Source organism: Streptococcus sp. k-90 (assembly GCF_013277565.1).
GTDB lineage: Bacteria > Bacillota > Bacilli > Lactobacillales > Streptococcaceae > Streptococcus.
The window spans coordinates 114,317-132,878 of the sequence record NZ_VMNE01000006.1; the positions used below are offsets into that span (position 1 = coordinate 114,317).

The 18,562-nt window shown below is 41.8% G+C and carries 12 protein-coding genes and 1 pseudogene; 11 read left to right on the plus strand and 2 right to left on the minus strand.

Features of this window, described 5'->3' with window-relative positions; all coding sequences use genetic code 11:
* Window positions 1-99: 99 nt before the first annotated feature.
* The gene (locus HT734_RS02840) at window positions 100-1,584 is read right to left on the minus strand and encodes a M protein trans-acting positive regulator PRD domain-containing protein (protein WP_061758892.1); all 1,485 of its coding nucleotides are present in this window, start codon (window positions 1,582-1,584) and stop codon (window positions 100-102) included.
* A 482-nt stretch (window positions 1,585-2,066) separates the two neighbouring features.
* Here HT734_RS02840 and rpoB point away from each other — a divergent pair, with 482 nt between their 5' ends.
* The 11 genes from rpoB (at window position 2,067) to HT734_RS02895 (ending at window position 17,833) form a co-directional block, all read left to right on the plus strand.
* Window positions 2,067-5,678: a DNA-directed RNA polymerase subunit beta gene (rpoB, locus tag HT734_RS02845; protein ID WP_061758891.1), complete on the plus strand. Its 3,612-nt coding sequence runs from the start codon at window positions 2,067-2,069 to the stop codon at window positions 5,676-5,678.
* 32 nt (window positions 5,679-5,710) lie between these two features.
* Entirely contained in the window at window positions 5,711-9,388 is a 3,678-nt protein-coding gene (gene rpoC / locus HT734_RS02850) for a DNA-directed RNA polymerase subunit beta' (RefSeq protein ID WP_061758890.1), read from the plus strand.
* A 102-nt stretch (window positions 9,389-9,490) separates the two neighbouring features.
* Window positions 9,491-9,904 (plus strand): nucleoside-diphosphate kinase, encoded by a 414-nt coding sequence (gene ndk / locus HT734_RS02855; RefSeq protein ID WP_061758889.1) that lies wholly within the window; start codon window positions 9,491-9,493, stop codon window positions 9,902-9,904.
* A gap of 233 nt (window positions 9,905-10,137) precedes the next feature.
* A complete protein-coding gene (locus HT734_RS02860) occupies window positions 10,138-10,758 on the plus strand; it encodes a hypothetical protein (RefSeq protein WP_061758888.1) in 621 nt (206 codons plus the stop codon).
* A gap of 237 nt (window positions 10,759-10,995) precedes the next feature.
* A complete protein-coding gene (gene tsaE / locus HT734_RS02865; protein ID WP_061758887.1) occupies window positions 10,996-11,439 on the plus strand; it encodes a tRNA (adenosine(37)-N6)-threonylcarbamoyltransferase complex ATPase subunit type 1 TsaE in 444 nt (147 codons plus the stop codon).
* Entirely contained in the window at window positions 11,429-11,947 is a 519-nt protein-coding gene (locus HT734_RS02870; RefSeq protein ID WP_061758886.1) for a GNAT family N-acetyltransferase, read from the plus strand. The genes tsaE and HT734_RS02870 overlap by 11 nt, the downstream gene beginning before the upstream one ends.
* Before the next feature lie 7 nt (window positions 11,948-11,954).
* Window positions 11,955-12,971, plus strand: a complete 1,017-nt coding sequence (locus tag HT734_RS02875) for an LCP family protein (protein ID WP_061758885.1) — start codon at window positions 11,955-11,957, stop codon at window positions 12,969-12,971.
* An 86-nt stretch (window positions 12,972-13,057) separates the two neighbouring features.
* Window positions 13,058-14,326, plus strand: a complete 1,269-nt coding sequence (locus HT734_RS02880; RefSeq protein WP_061758884.1) for a competence/damage-inducible protein A — start codon at window positions 13,058-13,060, stop codon at window positions 14,324-14,326.
* 42 nt (window positions 14,327-14,368) lie between these two features.
* A complete protein-coding gene (gene recA / locus HT734_RS02885; RefSeq protein ID WP_173277617.1) occupies window positions 14,369-15,535 on the plus strand; it encodes a recombinase RecA in 1,167 nt (388 codons plus the stop codon).
* Window positions 15,536-15,649: 114 nt separating this feature from the next.
* Window positions 15,650-17,020, plus strand: a complete 1,371-nt coding sequence (locus HT734_RS02890) for an MATE family efflux transporter (protein WP_173277615.1) — start codon at window positions 15,650-15,652, stop codon at window positions 17,018-17,020.
* Between the two features lie 96 nt (window positions 17,021-17,116).
* Complete coding sequence (locus tag HT734_RS02895) at window positions 17,117-17,833, plus strand: YebC/PmpR family DNA-binding transcriptional regulator (RefSeq protein ID WP_000532877.1); 717 nt, start codon at window positions 17,117-17,119, stop codon at window positions 17,831-17,833.
* A gap of 49 nt (window positions 17,834-17,882) precedes the next feature.
* On the opposite strand, the pseudogene HT734_RS02900 reads toward HT734_RS02895, so the two are convergent.
* Window positions 17,883-18,529 (minus strand): annotated as a pseudogene (locus HT734_RS02900) (DUF308 domain-containing protein).
* Between the last annotated feature and the right edge of the window lie 33 nt (window positions 18,530-18,562).

An 18,562-nucleotide genomic window follows, 5' to 3' on the forward strand; every position in this document is an offset into this window, starting at 1 on the left:
CCAATCAATAAATTTCTATATCAGTATAGCATGTAGTAAAAAAAGATGCAAGCGTTTTCTTAAAATTGGAACAAAAGAAAAATCGCAACAGATTTTCTGTTACGACTCAGCTAGTCTTTCTTTATGAATTTGAGAAGCCAGAAGGTGGAGATGGAGGAATAATTCTGAAGTAGAGAAGTTACGATTGTAGATAATTGGTTTAGGAGAGTTAGTGACAGGAAAGGTAGTGATAACAATATCGTGCGGAATTTGATTGAGAATCGAGAAAGAAATCGTAGATTCTTCCCAAGAATCAAATAGATAGAGATTGTTTCCGTAGTGAGTTAGGGTGTCGATTAGGCTTTGTGCGTGATGGTTATCCAGATGACTAATGACCAAAACACGTATTTTGGGAAGTTTTTGAAGCAGTTGGACTAAAATTCGATGCCCTTGGATAGTGAAGGTGTAGACCATCTCTTGTTGCTTACTTGGCTTACTGTTTAGTCCCATCTCAGTCAGATAAGATTGAAATTTGTGTTGACTTACTTCAAATAGTTTTGGAAATTCTGCTTGATAATTGCTTAAAATCTGGGATTTCTGTTTGTCGAGAGACTGATTGTTGAGTAAATGGAAGAAATCAGCTTGGGCAGTGTAGTGGAGGAGCCAAATCAATTCCTCACGATTTTCAATCTGTAGGTGAAATTCTTTAGCCAGCTCTTCTAGAATTTGACTCAATAAACGGTAGGATTTTTGGATATGATGAATATCGCCCAGTGCCCTATTATTAGCATTGTCTGTAATTTTAGAAGATTTGATTGGGTTTGAAAATAGTTGTTCCAGTGTTTTCTTTGTAGGTTCAAAATGGAGTTTTTTAGCCAGTTTTTTGATATCTTGTTCAAAATGGGGAATCTGCATGAGAGAGCTGTAGTGACTGGTTAAAAGAGGAGTAGGATTTTCAATGAAACGTCCCCTATTTAAACGCTCTAGATTGATAGCTAGGGTATATTTGATTTGCCGTAGACTGCTGAGGGTGAGTGAAACTTGTTGGGCGTTCAAAAATAGCTGAATCAAGTGAGTGAGTGATTCTTCAGAAATAGAAGGGAAGGGCCAATCAAGAAAGTCGTAACTTTGACTAAAGTAGTCTAGATAAAAGGCGCGAATGTCCTCTTCTGTTCCCTCTATGACTAAAGGGGAAGGTTGGATGCTGATGTTATAGTGTTGTAGAAGTTTCGTATTTAGATGCTGGATGATTTCCTGAACTCGTTCGTAGCTAATCACAAGCTCTAGGCACATTTGGTTAAGTGAGCCTTCCTCCTTGAAAAACAGACGGTTCAAAAAAGAGTAGGTTTCAGATTGTTTAAAAATCTCAATCCTAGGATCCAAGGTGTTTTGGAAGTCAAACTGCAATTGAATACCTTTTTTTCTTGATTGTATCAGGAGGTTTGGAAATAATTGCTCAAGCTTAAAAAGGTGTTCTTGTAATTCTTCTATTGAATAATTCAGCTTCTCGGCCAAGACTGAGAGTTCTATCCAATCATGGTGTTTGGTTATTTCTTCCAGTAAGAATAGCAAATCTTGTTCAGTCTTAGAAAGCAAGATATTCATCATAAATCTCCCTATATATTTATACATATATATTAAAAGAAAAGTCTGATAAAGTCAAGAAAAATAGCCTATGATAAAAAAGGAAAAGTTGTAATTCACTATATTCTTAGTGAACTACTAAACTGAAAACGAAGTTTGCAAAGTGATCATTGAATTTAATGTTTTATAGGAAAAGATTTTGTCAAAAAATCGTTAATTCCCTTGAAAAATCTAGCTAAATAGGGTATAATATGAGTAATCATTTGTCGTAGGTTTTGTCTGAAATATTGTCCAGACAAGGCTCACAGCAGTTAAATCTTCTGAAAAAGTCAGATTTAGCTGCTCTTTTTGTGCTTTTTTTCAGGATTTCGAGCATTTGTAACAAAGACTTAAAGATTCTGAAAATTTATCAAAGGGACACGGTGATAGAGGTTTTACAACCATATGACGATTAGAAAGCCTGATTGACAAGGCTTGGAACTTATTTACAAAGGAGAATCATCTTGGCAGGACATGACGTTCAATACGGGAAACATCGTACCCGTCGTAGTTTTTCAAGAATCAAAGAAGTTCTTGACTTACCAAATTTGATTGAAATTCAAACTGATTCATTCAAAGCTTTCCTAGACCACGGTCTTAAGGAAGTGTTTGAAGATGTATTGCCAATTTCAAACTTCACAGACACGATGGAGTTGGAATTTGTTGGATATGAAATCAAGGAACCAAAATACACGCTCGAAGAAGCTCGTATCCACGATGCCAGCTACTCGGCACCAATTTTTGTAACCTTCCGCTTGATCAATAAAGAAACAGGCGAAATCAAGACTCAAGAAGTTTTCTTTGGTGATTTCCCAATCATGACAGAAATGGGTACTTTTATTATCAATGGTGGTGAACGTATCATCGTATCTCAGTTGGTCCGCTCACCAGGTGTTTACTTTAACGATAAAGTTGATAAAAACGGTAAAGTGGGCTACGGTTCAACTGTTATCCCTAACCGTGGAGCTTGGTTGGAACTTGAAAGCGACTCAAAAGATATCGCCTACACTCGTATCGACCGTACTCGTAAGATTCCATTTACAACATTGGTTCGTGCGCTTGGTTTCTCAGGTGATGATGAAATCTTTGATATCTTTGGTGACAGCGAATTGGTTCGCAACACTGTTGAAAAAGATATCCACAAGAACCCAATGGACTCTCGTACCGACGAAGCCTTGAAAGAAATTTACGAACGCCTTCGTCCAGGTGAACCTAAGACTGCTGAAAGCTCACGTAGCTTGCTTGTAGCTCGTTTCTTTGACCCACGTCGCTATGACTTGGCAGCAGTTGGTCGCTATAAGATCAATAAAAAACTCAATGTTAAAACACGTTTGCTAAACCAAACCATTGCAGAGCCATTGGTAGATCCTGAAACTGGAGAAATCTTGGTAGAAGCTGGTACAATCATGACTCGTAGCGTGATTGAAAGCATTGAAAGCTATTTGGATGGCGACTTGAACAAGATTGTCTACATTCCAAATGATGCTGCCGTAGTAACAGAGCCAGTTGTTCTTCAAAAATTCAAGGTTGTTGCTCCAACTGATCCAGACCGTGTTGTAACGATCATCGGTAATGCCAATCCAGATGACAAGGTTCGTATCGTCACTCCTGCAGATATCCTTGCTGAGATGAGCTACTTCCTCAACTTGGCTGAAGGACTTGGCCGTGTAGATGATATCGACCACCTTGGAAACCGTCGTATCCGTGCGGTCGGTGAATTGCTTGCTAACCAAGTACGTCTGGGACTTTCTCGTATGGAACGTAATGTCCGTGAACGTATGTCTGTTCAGGACAACGAAGTCTTGACACCACAACAAATCATCAATATCCGTCCTGTAACAGCTGCAGTTAAAGAATTCTTTGGTTCATCACAGTTGTCACAGTTCATGGACCAACACAACCCACTTTCTGAGTTGTCTCACAAACGCCGTTTGTCAGCCTTAGGACCTGGTGGTTTGACACGTGACCGTGCTGGATATGAAGTTCGTGACGTGCATTACACTCACTATGGTCGTATGTGTCCAATCGAGACACCTGAAGGACCAAACATCGGTTTGATTAATAACTTGTCATCTTACGGGCACTTGAACAAATATGGTTTTGTTCAAACGCCATACCGTAAGGTTGACCGCGAAACAGGTGTTGTCACGAACGAAATCGTTTGGTTGACAGCTGATGAAGAAGATGAATTTACTGTAGCACAGGCTAATTCTCGTCTAAATGAAGATGGAACCTTTGCTGAGAAAGTTGTCATGGGACGTCACCAAGGGGTCAACCAAGAGTATCCAGCTAATATTGTTGACTATATGGACGTTTCACCAAAACAGGTAGTTGCCGTTGCGACAGCATGTATTCCTTTCTTGGAAAACGATGACTCCAACCGTGCCCTCATGGGAGCCAACATGCAACGTCAGGCTGTGCCATTGATCAATCCTCAGGCACCTTACGTTGGTACTGGTATGGAATACCAAGCAGCCCACGACTCTGGAGCGGCTGTGATTGCTCAGTATGATGGTAAAGTTACTTACGCAGATGCTGACAAGGTAGAAGTACGCCGTGAAGATGGTTCATTGGACGTTTACCACATCCAAAAATTCCGTCGTTCAAACTCAGGTACTGCCTACAACCAACGCACTCTCGTAAAAGTTGGCGATGTCGTTGAAAAAGGTGATTTCATCGCTGACGGACCTTCTATGGAAAATGGAGAAATGGCGCTTGGACAAAACCCAATCGTTGCCTACATGACTTGGGAAGGTTACAACTTCGAGGATGCCGTTATCATGAGCGAACGCTTGGTGAAAGACGATGTCTATACATCTGTTCACCTTGAAGAATACGAATCAGAAACACGCGATACAAAGCTTGGGCCTGAAGAAATCACTCGTGAAATTCCAAACGTTGGTGAAGATGCTCTTAAAGACCTTGACGAAATGGGTATTATCCGTATCGGAGCTGAGGTTAAAGAAGGTGACATTCTTGTAGGTAAAGTAACACCTAAGGGTGAGAAAGACCTTTCGGCTGAAGAACGCCTCTTGCACGCTATCTTCGGAGACAAGTCTCGTGAGGTGCGTGACACTTCTCTTCGTGTACCACACGGTGCCGATGGTGTCGTTCGTGATGTGAAGATCTTTACACGTGCAAATGGAGATGAGTTGCAATCAGGTGTTAACATGCTGGTTCGCGTCTACATCGCTCAAAAACGTAAGATCAAGGTCGGAGATAAGATGGCCGGACGTCACGGAAACAAAGGGGTTGTCTCTCGTATCGTTCCTGTAGAAGACATGCCTTACCTTCCAGACGGAACTCCAGTCGACATCATGTTGAACCCACTTGGGGTGCCATCACGTATGAATATCGGTCAGGTTATGGAGCTTCACCTTGGTATGGCGGCTCGTACTCTTGGTATTCACATCGCAACACCAGTCTTTGACGGAGCAAGTTCTGAAGACCTTTGGTCAACTGTTAAAGAAGCAGGTATGGATAGCGATGCCAAAACAATCCTTTACGATGGACGTACTGGTGAGCCATTTGATAACCGTGTGTCAGTTGGTGTCATGTACATGATCAAACTCCACCACATGGTTGATGATAAATTGCACGCGCGTTCAGTCGGGCCTTACTCAACCGTTACTCAACAACCACTTGGAGGTAAAGCCCAGTTTGGTGGACAACGTTTCGGTGAGATGGAGGTTTGGGCTCTTGAAGCCTACGGTGCGTCAAATGTCCTTCAAGAAATCTTGACTTACAAGTCTGACGATATCAACGGACGTTTGAAAGCTTATGAAGCTATTACAAAAGGAAAACCAATTCCAAAACCAGGTGTTCCAGAATCCTTCCGAGTTCTTGTGAAAGAATTGCAATCTCTTGGTCTTGACATGCGTGTCCTTGACGAAGATGACCAAGAAGTGGAACTTCGTGACTTGGATGAAGGAATGGACGAAGATGTCATCCACGTAGATGATCTTGAAAAAGCCCGCGAAAAAGCAGCCCAAGAGGCTAAAGCAGCCTTTGAAGCTGAAGAAGCTGAGAAAGAAGCAAAAGCGGAAGAAACAGAAGAAGCTGCTGAACAAGAATAAGTAGCTCACTTAGAATAGAAAGGGAAGAAATAGTGGTTGATGTAAATCGTTTTAAAAGTATGCAAATCACCCTAGCTTCTCCAAGTAAAGTCCGTTCATGGTCTTATGGAGAAGTCAAAAAACCTGAAACAATCAATTACCGTACCTTGAAACCAGAACGTGAAGGACTCTTTGATGAAGTCATCTTTGGTCCTACAAAAGACTGGGAATGTGCTTGTGGTAAGTACAAACGCATTCGTTACAGAGGGATTGTTTGTGACCGTTGTGGGGTTGAAGTAACGCGTACAAAAGTTCGTCGTGAGCGTATGGGACATATCGAATTGAAAGCTCCTGTATCTCACATTTGGTACTTCAAGGGGATTCCAAGCCGTATGGGCTTGACCCTTGATATGAGTCCTCGTGCACTTGAGGAAGTTATCTACTTTGCAGCTTATGTGGTGATCGATCCCAAGGATACACCACTTGAGCACAAGTCTATCATGACAGAGCGCGAATACCGTGAGCGCTTGCGTGAGTATGGTTATGGATCATTCGTTGCCAAGATGGGTGCCGAAGCCATCCAAGACCTTTTGAAACAAGTAGATCTTGAAAAAGAAATTGCTGAACTCAAAGAAGAGTTGAAAACAGCAACTGGACAAAAACGTATCAAAGCGATTCGTCGTTTGGATGTGTTGGATGCCTTTTACAAGTCTGGAAACAAACCTGAATGGATGATTCTTAACATCCTTCCGGTTATTCCACCAGATCTTCGTCCAATGTTGCAGTTGGATGGTGGCCGTTTTGCCTCATCTGACTTGAACGACCTGTATCGCCGTGTTATCAACCGTAACAACCGTTTGGCTCGTTTGCTTGAGTTGAATGCACCAGGTATCATCGTTCAAAATGAGAAGCGTATGCTTCAAGAAGCGGTTGACGCTTTGATTGACAATGGTCGTCGTGGTCGTCCAATCACAGGACCAGGTAGTCGTCCACTTAAATCATTGAGCCACATGCTCAAAGGTAAACAAGGACGCTTCCGTCAAAACTTGCTCGGTAAACGTGTTGACTTCTCAGGACGTTCCGTTATCGCTGTTGGTCCAACTCTTAAGATGTACCAATGTGGTGTGCCACGTGAAATGGCGATTGAGCTCTTTAAACCATTTGTGATGCGTGAAATCGTTGCACGTGATATCGTGCAAAACGTCAAAGCTGCTAAACGCTTGGTCGAACGCGGAGATGAGCGTATCTGGGATATCCTTGAAGAAGTGATCAAAGAACACCCAGTACTTCTTAACCGCGCACCGACCCTTCACCGTTTGGGTATCCAAGCCTTCGAGCCAGTCTTGATTGATGGTAAGGCCCTTCGCTTGCACCCGCTTGTCTGTGAAGCCTACAATGCCGACTTTGACGGGGACCAAATGGCCATTCACGTACCGCTTTCAGAAGAAGCCCAAGCAGAAGCTCGTATCTTGATGCTCGCTGCTGAGCATATCTTGAACCCGAAAGATGGTAAACCAGTTGTTACTCCATCTCAGGATATGGTTTTGGGTAACTACTACTTGACTATGGAAGAAGCTGGTCGTGAAGGTGAAGGAATGGTCTTCAAAGACCGTGACGAAGCGGTTATGGCTTACCGCAATGGTTATGTTCACCTCCACTCACGTGTTGGTATTGCAACAGATAGTCTCAACAAACCATGGACAGAAGAGCAAAAACACAAGGTCTTGCTTACAACAGTTGGTAAAATCCTTTTCAATGACATCATGCCAGAGGGTCTACCATACTTGCAAGAACCAAACAATGCCAACTTGACAGAAGGCGTTCCTGCTAAATACTTCTTGCCACTTGGTGGAGATATCAAGGAAGCTATCAGCAAACTTGAACTCAACCCTCCATTCAAGAAGAAAAACCTTGGAAATATCATCGCTGAAATCTTCAAACGTTTCCGTACGACAGAAACTTCTGCCCTACTTGACCGTATGAAGAACCTCGGTTACCACCACTCAACTCTTGCAGGATTGACAGTGGGTATTGCCGATATCCCAGTCGTTGATGACAAGGCTGAAATCATTGAAGAATCACACAAACGTGTAGAACAAATTACAAAACAATTCCGTCGTGGTATGATCACAGATGATGAGCGTTACAATGCCGTTACAGCTGAATGGCGTGCTGCCCGTGAAAAACTTGAGAAACGCTTGATTGCCAACCAAGATCCTAAGAACCCAATCGTTATGATGATGGACTCTGGAGCCCGTGGTAACATCTCAAACTTCTCACAGCTTGCCGGTATGCGTGGTCTGATGGCGGCTCCGAACGGACGTATCATGGAATTGCCAATCCTTTCAAACTTCCGCGAAGGTTTGTCGGTATTGGAAATGTTCTTCTCAACTCACGGTGCCCGTAAAGGTATGACTGATACGGCCCTTAAGACAGCCGACTCAGGTTACTTGACTCGTCGTTTGGTTGACGTTGCCCAAGACGTTATCATCCGTGAGGATGACTGTGGAACAGACCGTGGTCTCTTGATCCGTTCTATCGCAGAAGGAAAAGAGATGATCGAGTCTCTCGAAGAGCGTCTCAATGGTCGTTACACTAAGAAAACTGTTAAACATCCAGAAACTGGTGCAGTTATTATCGGTCCAAATGAGTTGATTACAGAAGATAAGGCGCGTGAAATTGTCAATGCTGGTGTGGAAGAAGTGACTATCCGCTCTGTATTTACATGTAACACTCGTCACGGTGTCTGCCGTCACTGTTACGGTATCAACTTGGCGACTGGTGATGCGGTTGAAGTTGGTGAAGCAGTTGGTACAATCGCTGCCCAATCTATCGGGGAACCTGGTACACAGCTTACAATGCGTACCTTCCACACGGGTGGGGTTGCCTCAAATACCGATATCACTCAGGGTCTTCCTCGTGTCCAAGAAATCTTTGAAGCCCGCAATCCTAAAGGGGAAGCGGTTATCACAGAGGTTAAAGGACAAGTTACAGCTATCGAAGAAGATGCATCAACTCGTACTAAGAAAGTTTTTGTTAAGGGTGAAACTGGCGAAGGTGAATACGTCGTTCCATTTACAGCTCGTATGCGTGTTGAAGTTGGGGACCAAGTAGCGCGTGGTGCTGCTCTTACGGAAGGTTCTATCCAACCAAAACGTCTCCTTGCAGTTCGTGATGTCTTGTCAGTTGAAACCTACCTTCTCGGTGAAGTACAAAAAGTTTACCGTAGCCAAGGGGTAGAAATCGGTGACAAACACATCGAGGTAATGGTTCGTCAAATGATCCGTAAAGTTCGTGTCATGGATCCAGGTGACACAGACCTTCTCATGGGTACCCTTATGGATATCAATGACTTTACAGATGCCAATAAAGATGTTCTTATCGCAGGTGGTGTTCCAGCGACTGGTCGTCCAGTTCTTATGGGAATTACCAAAGCCTCACTTGAAACAAATAGTTTCTTGTCAGCGGCTTCCTTCCAGGAAACAACTCGTGTCCTTACTGACGCGGCTATCCGTGGTAAGAAAGACCATCTCCTTGGACTCAAGGAAAATGTTATCATCGGTAAGATCATCCCAGCAGGTACTGGTATGGCTCGTTACCGTAACCTTGAACCACATGCTATCAACGAAGAAGAATACCTTAATCCTCCAGTAGAGGAAGAAGGAAATGAAGAAACAACAGAAGTAGTTGTGGATGCTGCCGTTGAAACTGTGGAAGAAACAGTAGAATAAAAGAGAATGAGAGAGCCTTCGGGTTCTCTTTTCTGAAAACTTTCTCCATTTTTCCACGAAATGTGGTAAAATAAAAGAAAGAAGCTGACAAAGGAGACGGGCATGGAACAAACATTTTTTATCATTAAACCAGACGGTGTAAAAAGAGGGCTAGTTGGTGAAGTGTTGAAACGCATCGAACAACGTGGATTTATAATTGAAAAATTGGAGTTGCGTTCACAGCTTTCAGAAGACTTGATTGACCAGCACTATCAGGACTTGGTTAATCAAAGTTTTTACCCACCGATTCGTGAATTTATGACTTCAGGACCGATTCTTGTAGGTATCATTTCAGGTCCCAAAGTAATCGAAACTTGGCGGACCATGATAGGCGCAACTCGTCCAGAAGAAGCTTTGCCAGGGACTATTCGAGGTGATTTTGCAAAAGCTGCTGGAGAAAACCAAGCTATCCAAAATGTTGTACATGGTTCAGATTCAGAAGAGTCAGCTAAGCGAGAAATTGCTCTTTGGTTTTAAGAGTTGATTGGCTCAATCAATTGGTTGAAAGCTCATTTGAATAGAAAGTATGGTCAATTAGTTTAAGATATGACGCATAATATCAAATTTTTTAGTTTTTGATATGGTGCGTTTTTTTGATTTCAAGTTTAGCCTCTCGTGTTTGTTTAGCATCTAAAAGAGACATTTGAGAAGATTGGAAACAGTTCTCCCTTTTCTCCGAGTATAATGATTGGTAGGAAGGGAGAGAAAAGATGAAATCAATGAGAATCTTATTTTTGTTAGCTTTAATTCAAATCAGTTTGAGTAGCTGTTTCCTATGGAAGGAATGCATCTTGTCCTTTAAACAAAGTACAGCTTTTTTCATCGGAAGTATGGTCTTCGTTTCAGGAATCTGTGCTGGAGTAAATTATCTTTATACCTGTAAGCAAGAAGTTCATAGTGTCCTAGCCAGTAAGAAGTCAGTGAAGCTTTTTTATAGTATCCTACTCTTAATTAATTTGTTAGGAGCTGTTCTTGTCTTGTCAGATAACTTGCTCATTAAAAATACGCTGCAACAAGAATTAGTTGACTTTTTATTGCCATCCTTCTTTTTCCTATTTGGACTAGATTTGCTGATTTTTTTACCTTTGAAAAAATATATGCGCGATTTTCTTGCCATGCTAGACAGAAAAAAGACAGTGTTGGTGACTATTTTAGCAACACTTATTTTCTTAAGAAATCCAATGACCATTGTCTCACTTCTGATTTATATTGGACTGGGTTTGTTTTTTGCAGCCTATCTTGTCCCAAATTCGGTTAAGCAGGAAGTTTCCTTTTATGGTCATATTTTCCGAGATCTTGTATTGGTCATTGCTACGCTCATTTTCTTTTAGGGAAAGCCTGTTTTTATGGATGTTATGATGGTAATGCTCTTCGAACATTTCTTCAAACTACGTCAGCGTAGCCTTTCCGTAGGTATATGATACTGACTCTGTCAGTTCTATCCACAACCTCAAAACAGTGTTTTGAGCAACCTGCGGCTAGCTTCCTAGTTTGCTATTTGATTTTCATTGAGTATAAGTTTGGTAGGAAAATAGACACAAAAGAAAAGTTTTTGGTATAATAAGAATATGTACACAAAAAATGAAGAAGAGTTGCAAGCCTTAGGGGAGCATTTGGGTCATCTATTAGAAAAGAATGATGTTTTAATTTTAACTGGAGAACTGGGCGCAGGTAAAACGACATTTACAAAAGGTCTTGCTAAAGGGTTACAGATTTCTCAGATGATTAAGAGTCCAACTTACACTATCGTAAGAGAGTATGAAGGTCGTCTTCCACTTTATCACCTAGATGTTTATCGTATTGAGGGGGATGCTGATTCTATCGACTTGGATGAGTTTCTCTTTGGTGGTGGAGTGACTGTCATTGAGTGGGGCCATCTTTTAGGTGATGCCTTGCCAAATACTTATTTAGAATTGGAAATTCTAAAAGAAGCAGATGGACGCCGTTTAAATTTCCAGGCAAAGGGGTTGCGTGCAGAAAAACTCTTAGAGGAGCTTCAACATGGAGTATGAATTGCTCATTAGAGAAGCAGAACCTGGTGATGCTGTTGAGTTAGTAACATTTTTAAATCGTGTCAGTTTAGAGACAGATTTTACCAGTTTAGATGGAGATGGTATTCTCTTGACCGGTGAGGAGATGGAAGTATTCCTCAACAAGCAAGCTAGTTCAGACAATCAGATAAGCTTACTTGCATTCTTAAATGGTAAAATTGCTGGCCTTGTAAATATTACAGCTGACCAGCGCAAGAGAGTCCGTCATATTGGAGATCTCTTCATTGTGATTGGAAAAAGATATTGGAATAATGGCTTGGGAAGTTTGTTGATAGAAGAAGCGATAGAGTGGGCACAAGCAAGTGGTATTCTGCGTCGTCTCCAACTGACTGTCCAAACTCGTAATCAAGCAGCAGTTCATCTTTATCAAAAGCATGGCTTTGTAATTGAAGGTCGCCAAGAGCGTGGAGCATATATAGAAGAAGGGAAATTTATCGATGTTTACTTGATGGGTAAACTGATAGACTAGTAGAAATATGGTTAAAAAAATTATTGGAATGGTGCTAGCTTTTCTAGCTGTGACAGTTTTGGGTGTTGGTGTTTTTGCTTATACTATTTATCAGCAAGGTACAGAGACTTTGGCAAAAACCTATAAAAAAATAGGAGAAGAAACCAAGGTTATTGAAGCAACAGAGCCTTTGACCATTCTGTTGATGGGGGTTGATACTGGGAACGTAGAGCGTACAGACCAATGGGCTGGAAATAGTGACAGTATGATTTTGCTGACTGTCAATCCTCACACAAAGAAAACGACGATGATGAGTTTGGAACGTGATATCCTGACTAAAATTCAACATAAAGATGGTAGTATTGAAGAAGCGAAGCTAAACGCTGCCTATGCTGGTGGTGGTGCAGAACTTGCGATAGAAACAATTCAAAAGATGATGAACCTTCATATTGATCGCTACATTATGGTCAACATGCAAGGCTTGCAACAATTGGTCGATGCAGTGGGAGGTATTACGGTTAATAATACACTAGGTTTCCCAATCTCTATCAGTGACCAAGAAGAATTTAACACCATTTCTATCGGTGTTGGAGAGCAGACAATAAATGGAGAAGAAGCACTTGTTTATTCACGCATGCGTTATCAAGACCCAGAAGGAGACTACGGACGTCAGAAGCGTCAGCGTGAAGTCATTCAAAAAGTTGTTGAAAAAGTTCTTAGTTTAAATAGTGTCAGTCACTATCAGTCTATCTTAAAAGCCCTAAGTACTAATATGCAGACTAATATCGATTTATCTGCAAAAAGTATTCCAAGCTTATTGGGCTACAAAGATTCATTTAACACCATTGAAACACAACAGTTGAAGGGTGAAGGGGAGATGCTACAAGGCGTTTCTTATCAAATTGTTACAAGAAACCACATGTTGGAAATGCAGAATCTTTTGAGACGTTCTTTGGGACAAGAAGAAGTTACTCAGCTTGAAACAAATGTTGTCTTATTTGAAGATTTATTTGGACGAACACCTGTTGGTGACGAAGACAATTAACTTTCTTACTATAAATAAAAAAATCAATCGTGGGAAATTTCCTGCGATTTTTTCAAAAAAATACGAATAGATAGGTAGGAGGAAACATGAAAGCAGAAATCATTGCTGTTGGAACAGAGATTTTGACAGGACAGATTGTCAACACTAATGCCCAGTTTTTATCGGAAAAATTAGCAGAGATTGGGGTAGATGTATATTTTCAGACGGCTGTAGGAGACAACGAAGCCCGTCTCTTATCCCTGCTTGAGATTGCTAGTCAACGTAGCAGTCTGGTGATTTTGACAGGTGGTTTGGGGCCAACTGAGGACGATTTGACCAAACAAACTCTGGCTAAATTTTTAGGGAAAGAATTAGTTTTTGATCCTCAGGCGCAGGCGAAATTGGATGTATTTTTTGCACAGAGACCGGACTATGCCCGAACACCTAATAACGAAAGACAAGCTCAACTTGTAGAAGGAGCGACTCCGCTGCCCAACGAAACAGGACTGGCTGTGGGGGGGATGTTAGAGGCCGAAGGAGTGACCTACGTCGTCCTTCCAGGTCCACCAAGTGAATTGAAACCCATGGTCTTAAATCAACTTCTACCTAAGTTGATGACAGGGAGCAAGCTGTATTCCCGAGTTCTTCGTTTCTTTGGAATTGGCGAAAGTCAGCTGGTGACCATTTTGGCTGATTTGATTGACAATCAAACAGATCCGACCTTGGCACCTTATGCCAAGACAGGAGAAGTCACTCTACGTCTGTCAACAAAGGTTAGCAGTCAAGAAGAGGCGAATCAAGCGCTGGATATCTTAGAAAACCAAATCTTGGAGTATCAGACCTTTGAAGGAATTTGTTTACGAGAACTTTGTTATGGTTATGGGGAAGAAACTAGTTTAGCTAGCATTGTGGTAGAAGAACTGAAAAAGCAAGGGAAAACCATTACGGCAGCAGAGAGTTTGACGGCAGGACTTTTCCAAGCCACTGTAGCTGATTTTTCGGGTGCTTCAAGTATATTTAAGGGTGGTTTCGTGACCTATAGCTTGGAGGAAAAATCAAAGATGTTGGATATTCCTGCCAAGGATTTGGAAGAACATGGTGTAGTGTCTGAATTTACAGCTCAGAAGATGGCTGAGCAGGCACGAATCAAGACCCAGTCTGATTTTGGCCTTAGTTTGACTGGAGTGGCAGGACCAGATAGCCTAGAAGGGCACCCAGCTGGGACAGTTTACATAGGATTGGCGCAAGAGAAAGGAACTGAGGTCATCAAGGTGAATATTGGAGGCAGAAGTCGAGCAGATGTACGTCACATTGCGGTTATGCATGCCTTTAACCTAGTTCGCAAGGCTTTATTAAGTAACCAACTTTTGATATAATAGTAGATAGGTCTGAGGACCATTAGAATGTAGGAGAATAGAATGGCGAAAAAACCAAAAAAATTAGAAGAAATTTCAAAAAAATTTGGGGCAGAACGTGAAAAGGCCTTGAATGACGCTCTCAAATTGATTGAGAAAGACTTTGGTAAAGGATCAATCATGCGTTTGGGTGAACGTGCGGAGCAAAAGGTGCAAGTGATGAGCTCAGGCTCCTTGGCGCTTGACATTGCCCTTGGTTCAGGTGGTTATCCTAAGGGACGTATCATCGAAATCTATGGACCAGAGTCATCTGGTAAGACAACGGTTGCCCTTCATGCAGTTGCGCAAGCGCAAAAAGAAGGTGGGATTGCAGCCTTTATCGATGCGGAACATGCCCTCGATCCAGCTTATGCTGCAGCCCTTGGTGTCAACATTGACGAATTGCTCTTGTCCCAACCAGACTCAGGAGAGCAAGGTCTTGAGATTGCAGGAAAATTGATTGATTCAGGTGCTGTAGATCTTGTCGTGGTCGACTCAGTTGCAGCCCTTGTCCCTCGTGCGGAAATTGATGGAGATATCGGTGATAGCCACGTTGGTTTGCAGGCTCGTATGATGAGCCAGGCCATGCGTAAACTTGGTGCTTCTATTAATAAAACCAAAACAATTGCCATCTTTATCAACCAATTGCGTGAAAAAGTTGGGGTTATGTTTGGAAATCCAGAAACAACTCCTGGTGGACGTGCTTTGAAATTCTATGCTTCAGTACGTTTGGATGTTCGTGGAAGCACACAAATCAAGGGAACGGGTGACCAAAAAGATACCAATGTCGGTAAGGAAACCAAGATTAAGGTCGTGAAAAACAAGGTGGCTCCACCATTTAAAGAAGCTTTCGTTGAAATCATGTACGGAGAAGGGATTTCTAAGACTGGTGAACTGTTGAAGATCGCAAGCGATTTGGATATCATCAAAAAAGCAGGAGCTTGGTACTCTTACAAGGATGAGAAAATCGGGCAGGGTTCTGAAAATGCTAAGAAATACTTGGCAGATCACCCAGAAGTCTTTGATGAAATCGACCATCAAGTCCGTGTTCAATTTGGTTTGATTGATGGAGAAGAAGCTTCTGCAGAAGGTGTTGAAACTAAAAAAGATGAGGCAGTTCAAGCAGACTCTGTGAATGAAGAAGTAATACTTGACCTAGGCGACGAGCTTGAAATCGAAATTGAAGAATAAGCTGTTAAAGTAGTGGAGAAATCCTCTACTTTTTCGATTTTTTGTTCAAATTTTCAGATTGCCTATAGTTTGCTGTTTCTTGTTGCTCCTCTAGAAAGCTGATATAATAGCCTTATGAATAAAAAACGAACAGTGGACCTGATACATGGTCCGATTCTTCCTTCGCTCTTAAGCTTCGCCTTCCCAATCTTGCTATCAAATATTTTTCAACAGCTCTATAATACTGCTGATGTCTTGATTGTTGGACGATTTCTTGGTCAAGAATCCTTGGCGGCGGTAGGAGCGACAACAGCGATTTTTGACTTGATTGTAGGTTTTACTCTTGGTGTTGGCAATGGCATGGGGATTGTCATTGCCCGTTATTACGGGGCTCGGAATTTTATAAAAATTAAGGAAGCAGTAGCAGCCACCTGGATTTTAGGTGCTCTTTTGAGTATTGTAGTTATGCTGCTGGGATTTGTCGGTCTGTATCCACTCTTGCAATATTTAGATACTCCTGCAGAAATCCTTCCCCAGTCCTATCAATATATTTCTATGATTGTGACCTGTGTAGGTGTCAGCTTTGCTTATAATCTTTTTGCAGGCTTGTTGCGGTCTATTGGGGACAGTCTAGCTGCCCTTGGATTTTTGATTTTTTCTGCTATGGTTAATGTGGTTCTGGATCTCTATTTTATTACACAATTGCATCTGGGAGTTCAATCCGCGGGACTTGCTACCATTATTTCGCAAGGCTTATCAGCGGTTCTTTGCTTTTATTATATCCGTAAGAGTGTGCCTGAGCTACTCCCTCAGCTCAAGCATTTCAAATGGGATAAGACCTTGTACGTGGATCTCTTGGAACAAGGTTTGGCTATGGGCTTGATGAGTTCAATTGTATCTATTGGCAGTGTGATTTTGCAATCTTCTGTTAATACCTTTGGTGCCGTAATTATTAGTGCCCAGACGGCAGCACGCCGTATTATGGCTTTCGCCCTTCTTCCTATGACCGCTATTTCTGCCTCGATGACGACCTTTGCTTCTCAGAATTTAGGAGCTAAGCGACCAGACCGCATTGTTCAAGGCCTTCGAATCGGCAGTCGTTTAAGCATGTCCTGGGCAGTTTTGGTTTGTATCTTCCTCTTTTTTGCCAGTCCAGCCTTGGTTTCCTTCTTGGCTAGTTCGACAGATGGTTACTTGATAGAAAATGGAAGTCTCTATCTGCAAATCAGCTCAGCTTTTTATCCTATTTTGAGTCTCTTGTTGATTTATCGCAATTGTTTGCAGGGCTTGGGGCAAAAGATCCTTCCTCTAGTTTCTAGCTTTATTGAACTAATCGGGAAAATCGCTTTTGTGGTCTTGATTATCCCTTGGGCTGGCTATAAGGGAGTTATCCTTTGCGAACCCCTCATCTGGGTTGCCATGACTATTCAGCTGTACTTCTCACTGTTTCGCCACCCCTTGATAAAAGAAGGCAAGGAAATCTTGGCAACTAAGGTACCATCCTAGCTTGATTTGCTAAATAAAATCCATTTCCTCTAGTGAAAATCGAAAAAACTTGTGTTATAATAAGAAAGATTAAAATGTGAAAAAAGGAGATTCCTAATGGGACGTAAATGGGCCAATATCGTAGCCAAGAAAACGGCTAAAGATGGAGCTAACTCTAAAGTATATGCAAAATTTGGTGTAGAAATCTATGTAGCAGCTAAAAAAGGTGATCCAGATCCAGAATCAAACTCAGCCTTGAAATTCGTTATCGACCGTGCTAAACAAGCTCAAGTGCCAAAACACGTTATCGATAAAGCAATTGATAAAGCAAAAGGAAACACAGACGAAACCTTTACAGAAGGACGTTACGAAGGTTTTGGACCAAATGGTTCTATGCTGATTGTTGATACTTTGACTTCAAATGTCAACCGTACAGCGGCTAATGTCCGTGCAGCTTTTGGTAAAAATGGCGGAAACATGGGCGCTTCAGGTTCGGTTTCATACCTCTTTGACAACAAGGGAGTTATCGTATTTGCAGGTGAAGATGCCGATGCAGTCTTTGAGCAATTGCTAGAAGCAGATGTGGATGTGGATGATGTAGAAGCAGAAGAAGGTACAATCACAGTTTACACAGCTCCAACTGATCTTCATAAGGCTATCGTTGCCCTTCGTGAGTCAGGTATCGAAGAATTCCAAGTTACTGAATTGGAAATGATACCTCAGTCAGAAGTGGAATTGTCAGGCGATGACCTTGAAACCTTTGAAAAACTATACAGCGTTCTTGAAGACGACGAAGACGTACAAAAAATCTACACAAACGTAGATGGATTCTAATAGAAAAACGAACAGTTTTACTAGCTGTTCGTTTTTTTGATATTTGAACTTAGAATCTGGTTTCAGAATCGTTTTGTTGCTTGCTTTTTTCTAGACCTAGATCGACTGATGTTTTTGGACGAGCAAGAGCTCTCCATCGTCCTGTTTTGCAAAAGTTAAGGTAACAGTCTTGATCTTGTCTCCAATGGAGATATAGGAGATTTTTTTCGTATTGTAACCCCCAAGAGTGAAGTCAAACTCGGAATCTGGCTGTCCATGTTTGTTGATAATATCCTCGTAGTTGGTACCACCTTTTCCTTTGTTGTCAAGGTCACCTTCGATTAAGGCGTCGAACTGTTCTTGGGTCCAGGCGAAGGTATCGTCTGTCAAGCCGCTTTTTTCTTTGCGTTCCATTGATGCACTCGTATCCATGTAGGAACGGTTAAACTCCTTGGCATACTCTTTGTAGACATCAGTGTATAGTACCTGAGTCGTAAAGAAAAGTACAACAGAGGCAACTGCCAGGGATGTTCCGATAATAGCCATTGTTTTCCGTTTTTTGAGGTTGACGATAAGGCCGATAATCCCCAAGATAAATGCGACGATGCCAATGAACAACGATAGATAGTTAATAAATGGGATCCAGGATCCTAAAAGTGCGATGGCTCCAAAAATGGTTGCTAAGATTCCTAAAACTCTTTGTTCTTTTGGTTTCATTTGAAAGTTTTCTCTCTTCATTAAGTGAATGGA

Excerpts from the sequence above, each read along its gene's own strand:
- HT734_RS02895 (WP_000532877.1), top strand. The coding sequence starts at position 17,117 with ATGGGACGTAAATGGGCCAATATCGTAGCCAAGAAAACGGCTAAAGAT.
- HT734_RS02875 (WP_061758885.1), top strand. The coding sequence starts at position 11,955 with ATGGTTAAAAAAATTATTGGAATGGTGCTAGCTTTTCTAGCTGTGACA.
- ndk (WP_061758889.1), top strand. The coding sequence starts at position 9,491 with ATGGAACAAACATTTTTTATCATTAAACCAGACGGTGTAAAAAGAGGG.
- tsaE (WP_061758887.1), top strand. The coding sequence starts at position 10,996 with ATGTACACAAAAAATGAAGAAGAGTTGCAAGCCTTAGGGGAGCATTTG.
- HT734_RS02880 (WP_061758884.1), top strand. The coding sequence starts at position 13,058 with ATGAAAGCAGAAATCATTGCTGTTGGAACAGAGATTTTGACAGGACAG.
- recA (WP_173277617.1), top strand. The coding sequence starts at position 14,369 with ATGGCGAAAAAACCAAAAAAATTAGAAGAAATTTCAAAAAAATTTGGG.
- HT734_RS02840 (WP_061758892.1), bottom strand. The coding sequence starts at position 1,584 with ATGAATATCTTGCTTTCTAAGACTGAACAAGATTTGCTATTCTTACTG.
- HT734_RS02860 (WP_061758888.1), top strand. The coding sequence starts at position 10,138 with ATGAAATCAATGAGAATCTTATTTTTGTTAGCTTTAATTCAAATCAGT.
- HT734_RS02890 (WP_173277615.1), top strand. The coding sequence starts at position 15,650 with ATGAATAAAAAACGAACAGTGGACCTGATACATGGTCCGATTCTTCCT.
- HT734_RS02870 (WP_061758886.1), top strand. The coding sequence starts at position 11,429 with ATGGAGTATGAATTGCTCATTAGAGAAGCAGAACCTGGTGATGCTGTT.